General features: G+C 67.0%; 8 protein-coding genes. 7 read left to right on the forward strand and 1 reads right to left on the reverse strand.

Features of this window, described 5'->3' with window-relative positions:
- Positions 1 to 290 precede the first annotated feature (290 nt).
- The 3 genes from rph to hemW are packed head-to-tail and all read left to right on the forward strand — an operon-like array spanning position 291 to position 2821.
- Entirely contained in the window at positions 291 to 1007 is a 717-nt protein-coding gene (gene rph, locus AC5JJ6_RS32820) for a ribonuclease PH (RefSeq protein ID WP_044428284.1), read from the forward strand.
- Between the two features lie 51 nt (positions 1008 to 1058).
- Complete coding sequence (gene rdgB / locus AC5JJ6_RS32825) at positions 1059 to 1652, forward strand: RdgB/HAM1 family non-canonical purine NTP pyrophosphatase (RefSeq protein ID WP_496046073.1); 594 nt, start codon at positions 1059 to 1061, stop codon at positions 1650 to 1652.
- On the forward strand, positions 1652 to 2821 hold the full coding sequence (gene hemW / locus AC5JJ6_RS32830) for a radical SAM family heme chaperone HemW (RefSeq protein ID WP_496046074.1): 1170 nt from the start codon (positions 1652 to 1654) through the stop codon (positions 2819 to 2821). Before rdgB ends, hemW begins: the two co-directional genes overlap by 1 nt.
- Positions 2822 to 2934: 113 nt before the next feature.
- Here hemW and AC5JJ6_RS32835 read toward each other — a convergent pair whose 3' ends face one another.
- A complete protein-coding gene (locus AC5JJ6_RS32835) occupies positions 2935 to 4137 on the reverse strand; it encodes a penicillin-binding protein activator (protein WP_496046075.1) in 1203 nt (400 codons plus the stop codon).
- Here AC5JJ6_RS32835 and rsmI point away from each other — a divergent pair.
- From rsmI to gshB, 4 genes are all read left to right on the forward strand, one after another.
- Positions 4131 to 5081, forward strand: a complete 951-nt coding sequence (gene rsmI, locus AC5JJ6_RS32840) for a 16S rRNA (cytidine(1402)-2'-O)-methyltransferase (RefSeq protein WP_496046076.1) — start codon at positions 4131 to 4133, stop codon at positions 5079 to 5081. The genes AC5JJ6_RS32835 and rsmI overlap by 7 nt on opposite strands.
- Complete coding sequence (locus tag AC5JJ6_RS32845; protein ID WP_496046077.1) at positions 5071 to 5505, forward strand: YraN family protein; 435 nt, start codon at positions 5071 to 5073, stop codon at positions 5503 to 5505. The genes rsmI and AC5JJ6_RS32845 overlap by 11 nt, the downstream gene beginning before the upstream one ends.
- Before the next feature lie 131 nt (positions 5506 to 5636).
- Entirely contained in the window at positions 5637 to 6470 is an 834-nt protein-coding gene (locus tag AC5JJ6_RS32850; protein WP_496046078.1) for a SirB1 family protein, read from the forward strand.
- 53 nt (positions 6471 to 6523) lie between these two features.
- Positions 6524 to 7489, forward strand: coding sequence for a glutathione synthase (gene gshB / locus AC5JJ6_RS32855; protein ID WP_496046079.1), 966 nt, complete (start codon positions 6524 to 6526; stop codon positions 7487 to 7489).
- Positions 7490 to 7664 lie beyond the last annotated feature (175 nt).

Raw genomic sequence — 7664 nt, forward strand, 5'->3', positions numbered from 1 at the left:
CGATCGGCTCGCCCGTTTCCACGTAGGCGTCGACGATGGTGCGGAAAATGTCACGCGAGCGCTGGTTCAGTTCGCTGATCATCTGTGCTTCGACAAAGCAGACGGCACGATGTGGCGGCCCCCCAGCCGGTTGCTGCCGGCCCGTGTGGCCGAACACCCAATGTAGTCAAGGCATTCGGGCGAATCAACGGCGCGACGGAGCACACTACGGCGGTGTGCGGGCTGGACTGGCGGGTCCCGACCCGCTAGCTTGGCCCACCGCGTTCAACCCATTGACGGATTTCAGCACCATGCGTCCCTCCGGCCGCCAACCAGACGCGCTGCGTCAGATCAGCCTGGAACCCGGCTTCTCGAAACATGCCGAGGGCTCGTGCCTTGTCCGTTTCGGCGATACCCACGTGCTTTGCACGGCCAGCGTCGACGATCGCGTCCCGCCGTTCCTGCGCCACACCGGTCTCGGCTGGGTGACCGCGGAGTACGGCATGCTGCCGCGCTCGACCAATACCCGCACCGACCGCGAGGCCGCCAAGGGTAAGCAATCCGGCCGCACCCAGGAGATTCAACGTCTTATCGGCCGTTCGCTGCGTGCGGTCACCCATCGCCAGGGCATGGGCGAGTTGCAGATCAAAGTGGACTGCGACGTGATCCAGGCCGATGGCGGCACCCGCACGGCAGCCATCACCGGCAGCTACGTGGCGCTCCATCTGGCGTTCCAGCACCTCGTCAAGATCGGCAAGCTGAAGGCGGTGCCGCTGACCGACTCGGTAGCCGGGATTTCGGCCGGCATCTTCCAGGGTGCGGCGGTGCTCGACCTCGACTATGCCGAGGATTCGACAGCGCAAGCCGATACCAACTTCGTGCTGACCGGCAGCGGCGGCATCGTGGAAGTCCAGGGCACGGCGGAAGAGAAGCCGTTCAGCCAGGAGCAGTTCCTGGAACTACTGGCGCTGGCGCAGAAGGGGATCGCGGAGCTGACCGCCTTGCAGAAGGCGGCGCTGGGGCTTTGAGTCGGCTGGGCCGGCGGGATCGACTTGGGCGGAATTGAACTGGGAGTTCGAATGACCAGGAAGTTCGACGGCGACACGCTGGTTGTCGCCAGCCACAACAAGGGCAAGGTCCGCGAGATCGCGGCCCTGCTCGGCCCCTATGTGGCGGCTTTCCGTTCTGCGGCGGAGCTTGACCTGCCGGAGCCGGAAGAAACCGGCGATACCTTCATCGCCAATGCCGAACTGAAGGCCCGCGCCGCCGCAACCGCGTGCGGGCTGATCGCCCTGTCCGACGACAGCGGTCTGGTGGTGCCGGGGATAGGCGGGCAGCCGGGGATCTATTCCGCCCGCTGGGCCGGACCTGACAAGGACTTCGCCGCCGCGATGGAACGGGTCAACCGGGAACTGGGCGACGGCGACCGGACGGCGTATTTCGTCAGCGCGCTGACGCTGGCATGGCCGGACGGCCACTGCGAGTCGGTCGAGGGCCGGGTCTACGGCAAGCTGGCATGGCCGGCGCGGGGCGCCAATGGTTTCGGGTACGATCCGATGTTCGTTCCCGACGGTTACGAAGTCACCTTCGGCGAGATGGACCCTGCCGAAAAGCACAGGATCAGCCACCGCGCCGACGCGTTCCGGCAGCTCGTGGAGCGGTGTTTCGCCTGATGGCGCCGATAGATAAAGGACCGGGGTTCGGGATCTATGTCCACTGGCCGTTCTGTCTGGCCAAATGCCCGTACTGCGACTTCAACAGCCATGTCCGCGCCGGCGTCGATCATGCCCTCTGGCGGGATGCCCTGCTGGCGGAGCTGGACCACTACGCGGCCCTGACGCCGGGACGTACCGTCACCTCGATCTTCTTCGGCGGCGGCACGCCGTCCCTGATGGAGCCGGCGACGGTCTCCGCCTTGATCGAGCGGATCGGACGGCACTGGGCGCTGACGCCGGGGCTGGAGATCACGCTGGAAGCCAACCCGACCTCGGTCGAAGCCGGACGCTTCGCCGGGTTCCGCGCCGCCGGGGTCAACCGGGTATCGCTCGGCATCCAGGCGCTGGACGACGCCTCGCTGAAGTTCCTGGGGCGTGCCCACAGCGCGTCGGAAGCGCTGGGCGCCATCGGGCTGGCGGCCCGGCATTTCGACCGCTTCTCGTTCGACCTGATCTACGCCCGCCCCGGCCAGTCGGTCGCCGACTGGGAGAACGAGCTGCGGCGAGCGCTGGACCATGCGGTCGGGCACCTCTCGGTCTACCAGCTCACGATCGAGGAAGGGACGCAGTTCCACACCCTGCACAGCAGGGGTGCCTTCGCCATCCCCGACGACGAGCTGGCCGGCGACCTCTATGAGGCGACGCAGGCTGTGCTGGAAAGTGCTGGGCTGCCGGCCTACGAGATATCCAACCATGCCCGGCCGGGCGAGGAGTCTCGGCACAACCTGACCTATTGGCGCTACGGTGACTATGTCGGCATCGGTCCCGGCGCCCATGGCCGGCTGACGCTGGACGGCACGAAATACGCGACCCGCGCCCATCGCGCGCCGGAAGCATGGCTGGATCTGGTCGCCCGCAACGGCCACGGCGGCCACGCGTCCGAGGAAGTGGCGGCACCAGAGCGGCTGATCGAGTTGCTGATGATGGGGCTGCGGCTGCGCGAAGGCGTTGCACTGGACCATCTATACCGGGAAACCGGGCTGAGCGCCGATCAGGCGCTCGATCCGGCAGGCCTCCGCCGGATGCAGGATGGCGGTTTCGTCGAGCTGACGGCGGAACGCCTGCGGGCGACGGCGGCGGGCCGGCAACGGCTGAACGGGCTGCTGGCGCAGTTGCTGCCGGCCTGATCGCCAGCCGTAGAGCCGTAGGTCGGTGTAGAGCGAAGCGGCACCCGACAAGCCGGCGCGTCGATGTCGGGTGCCGCTTCGCTCTACACCGGCCTACGAATTACGAATGTGCCCTAGAAACCAAAAGCCTGGAAGCTGCTGGGAGCAGGATCGATGACGCGGTTGCCGCTGGGGGTTATTTCCATCACGGACAGGCCGCGTTCCACCAGACCCTCGGGCCGCAGGCGGAAGATGCCGTCGACGCCGGCAAAGCCGTTGGGGTTGGTCAGCGCCATCGGATCGAACGGGGCGGGACCGCCGCTGCGGGCCAGGACGGCGGCCAATGCCGCCGCATCGTAGGCCAGCGTCGCGAGACGCGGCGGACGGCGGCCATACACGGACTCGAACCGCTGTTCGAAGTCGCGGCGGGCGGACGGATCGGGTGCTGCGTACCAGCCGCCGACCAGGGCCGGCTCGGTCCCCAGCGTGGGATCGTCCATGTTGGCCGTGCCGAGCAGCCGGACCTGCGCCGGATCGATCTGGAAGGCCGGCAGCAGCGAGGCGGCGCTACGCAGCTTCGGCCCGCCTTCGGTCATCATGACGGCGTCCAGGCTGCCTGGTCCGCCCGAAGCCAGCGCCTGCACCACGGCCGAGAAGTCGGTGTTGGCGGCGTCGTAGCGTTCCGTCCGGACGACGCGGGCGCCCACCTTGCGGGCGGCGTCGTTCAGCGCGGTGCTGACGACTTCGCCATAAGCGTTGCGGGGCACCATGGCGCCGATCCGGTTGACGCCCTGCGACTTGGCGTATGAAACAACCCGGCGGACCTGGTCGTCGGGCGAAAAGCCGATCGTCCAGACGCCGCTGCCGGCCTGGCTCTGGTCGTTGGAGAACGAGATCATGCTGAGTCTGGCGCCCTGCACCGCCAGCCGGACCGCGCCCACGGAGGACGAGTACAGCGGTCCCAGGATAAGCTGGGCGCCTTCGGCGATGGCCGCGCGCGCGGCTTCGGTAGCGCCGCCCGGCGTTCCCTTGGTATCGCGCGGGATAAGCTGGAAGTGGTCGTCGCCAAGGTCGAACAGGGCGAGCTGGGCGGCATCCAGCATGCCCTGCCCCAGGTCCGCTGCATTGCCGGTCAGCGGCACCAGCAGCGCCACCTTGACCGTCCGGTCGACGGGAGCCAGCGGCTCGAGCTGTTCGGAAATGATGGGACCGGGTGCCGGAGCTTGCGCCTGCGGCGGTTCAGGTCTTACGGTGGGCGCACAGGCGGCCAGCGCGAGCAGGCCGACCGCCAGCCGAACCGGCTTCAATACATCCGGGAAAGTCGCCAAACGTGTCACCGACAGACTCCAATTCGATACGGGCAGGCGAGAGCGAGGAAGGTACCCAAGCCGAGGTCGCAAGTAAACCGGACCCGGGGCTTTACCTTGTCGCCACTCCAATCGGAAACGCAGCCGATATAACGCTACGAGCCCTTGGCGTGTTGCGAGCCGCCGACGCCATTGCCTGCGAGGACACGCGCGTCACCCGCAAGCTGCTGTCGGCGCACGGCATCGGCACGCCGATGATCTCATACCACGAACACAATGCCGCGAAAATGCGCCCCATCCTGCTGGAGCGGCTGGGCGCCGGCGAAACCATCGCCCTGGTTTCCGACGCCGGCACGCCGCTGATCTCCGATCCCGGCTACAAGCTGGTGCGGGAATGCGTCGCAGCCGGACTGCCGGTCACCACCCTGCCCGGCGCCTGCGCGCCGGTGACGGCGCTGGTGCTGTCGGGCCTGCCGAGCGACCGGTTCCTGTTCGCCGGCTTCCTGCCGCCGAAATCGGCGGCTCGGCGCTCGGCCGCCCATGAGCTGATGGGCTTGAAGGCGACGCTGATCTTCTTCGAGTCGAAGGAGCGGCTGGCCGCCATGCTGACCGACCTTCACGCGGTGCTTGGCAACCGGGAGGCCGCCGTTGCCCGGGAATTGACCAAGTATTTCGAGGAAGTCCGCCGGGGCGATCTCGCCACCCTCGCCGCCCACTACACCCAGCAAGGCCCGCCCAAGGGCGAGATCGTCGTCGTGGTCGGTCCCCCTGCCGAGGGGTCGGGCGCCGTGGACGAGGCCGCCGTGGACCGCGCCCTGGCGGCGGCGATGGCGCGCATGAGTGTCCGCGATGCGGCGTCGGAGGTGGCGGCCGAAACCGGCTGGCCGCGCCGTCAGGTCTATGCACGGGCGCTCGAACTGGGACGGGCCGCCGCCGACGCTCCTCCGCCCGACGGTGAAGACGATGGCGGTTAAGGCGGGGGCGGTTAAGGCAAGGGCGGTAAAGGTCAGGACGGGCAGGCCGAGGCCGGCGGACTCAAGGCGCCTCAAGGCCTGGCGGCGCGGACGCTGGTCGGAAGCGCTGTGCCGGCTGGCGTTGCGGCTGAAGGGTTACCGCATCCTGGCGCAGGGCTGGCGCTGCCACCAGGGGGAGATCGACATCGTGGCCAAGCGCGGCGGCACCGTGGTCATCGTCGAGGTCAAGGCCCGGAATACGCTGGAGGCGGCGAATTGCGCCCTGTCGGCCCGGCAGCGTCAGCGGCTGGAACACGCTGCGGCGGCCTTCGTCGCCCGGCACCCCGACCTGACCGGCCTGCCCGTGCGCTTCGACATGATGCTGGTGACGCCCCGCCGCTGGCCGAGCCATCTGGTGGATGCATGGCGGGAAGGCTGCCTTTGAGCCGGGGCCGGCTTCGCCGCTTGCGGCATAAGGTTGTCGACCTTGGCTGGAATATGCTCTATGTCCGCCTTGATCATCATATCCACCTTAATCATCGGTAACCGACCTCGGACGGAGCGAGAACAAGACCCGTGATCAGCCGCCTGGAAGCAAAAGACCTCCTGCGCCACATCGGAACTCAGCCGGACGAAGACATCGATCTGGCCGAAGCGGCCCTGGCGCTGGCGGCACTTGACCATCCCGACGTATCGCTCCAGCGTTACCGCGACCATCTTTCGCTGCTGGCGGAACAGGTCGGGGAGTTGAACCCTCCCGATGCGGATACACTGGAAGGCCGCGTCACCGCCTTGCAGGACGTCCTGGTCGGACGCCATGGCTACGAGGGCGATACGCTCACCTACGACGACATCCAGAACGCCAACATGATGCAGGTGATCGACCGGAAGAAGGGCCTGCCGGTCGCGCTCGGCATCCTGTTCATCCAGACCGCCCGCGCGCATGGATGGAGCATCAGCGGCCTCAACTTCCCCGGCCACTTCCTGGTCAGGCTGGAATATGCCGGCGAACGGATCATCATCGACCCGTTCAACCAGGGCCAGACGCGCTCCGTGATGGAGTTGCGCGACCTGCTGAAGGTGGCGGCCGGGGCCGATGCGGAGCTGACGCCGGAATACTACGCCACAGTCGGCAACCGCGATATCCTGCTGCGCCTTCAGAACAACCTGAAGCTCAGGTTCATGAAGGCGGACCGGGTGGACAAGGCGGTCGAGATCCTTGACGGAATGCTGCTGTTCGCACCGGAAGAGGCGATGCTGTGGCGTGAAGCGGGCCTGCTGAATGCCCATATCGGCAACCTGAACGCAGCGGTCGGCGCCCTGGAGACCTTCATGACGCTGGGCGGCAACGATCTGCTGCGCCACCAGACGGCCCTGCTGATCCAGCAGCTCAAGACCCGCCTGAACTGACTTCCGACCGTTTTCAATATCCTCAGCCTTGCTGACCCGCGGAGTGTACCCCGATGAGCCTCGCCGTCGCCATCCAGATGGACCCCATCGAGAGCATCAACATCGATGCCGACAGCACCTTCATGATGGCGCTGGAAGGACAGCGGCGCGGGCACGCGCTGTTCCACTACCTGCCGCAGCACCTCAGCTTCCGGAACGGCCGGCTGTACGCGCGCGTACGACCCCTGGAAGTCCGCCGGGAGTACGGCAACCACTTCAGCTTCGGTTCGGAGCAGACGATCGATCTGGCGACCATGGACCTCGTCCTGATGCGTCAGGACCCGCCGTTCGACATGGCCTATATCACGGCGACCCACCTGCTGGAGCACATCCAGGCCAGCACCCTGGTCGTCAACGATCCGGTCCATGTCCGGAACGCGCCGGAGAAGCTGTTCGTCACCCACTTCCCCGACCTGATGCCGCCGACGCTGATAACCAGCGACAAGGCGGAGGTCCTGTCGTTCCGGGCCGAGTACAAGGACATCATCGTCAAGCCGCTTTTCGGTAATGGCGGGGCCGGCGTGTTCCACCTGAAGCCGGACGACGAGAACCTTGGATCGCTGCTGGAGATGTTCACCCAGCTCTACCGCGAGCCGGTGATCATCCAGAAATACCTGCCGGAGATCCGGCAGGGCGACAAGCGGATCATCCTGATCGATGGCGAACCGGGCGGAGCCGTCAGCCGCATTCCCGTCAGCGGCGAAGCGCGGGCCAACTTCCACGCCGGCGGCGGCGCCCAAAAGACCACGCTGACCAGCCGAGAGCGCGACATCTGCGCCGCGATCGGGCCGACGCTGCGGGAAAAGGGGCTGGTCTTCGTCGGAATCGACGTGATCGGCGACTACCTGACCGAAATCAACGTGACCTCCCCGACCGGCATCCAGGAGATCAACAAGCTGGACCAAGTCCAGCTCGAGGTCACCCTGTGGGACGCGATGGAACGCCGCTACCACGAGCAGCACACTGGCAAGCCCGTCTGAGCGGGTCGCTTATCACTCCTCGTTGACGAAGGCGCAGTACTTGTCGGCGAGGGCGGCCACCGCCGCATCGTACAGGCGCTTGCCATGCTCCGGCGCGGCGAGGCCCGGATTGGAGCCGATGCGGCCGTCGGGGAACCGGCGGCGGTAGTCGCGGGCGTCGTAGAACATGCTGCTG

It is taken from the genome of Skermanella sp. (assembly GCF_059503625.1).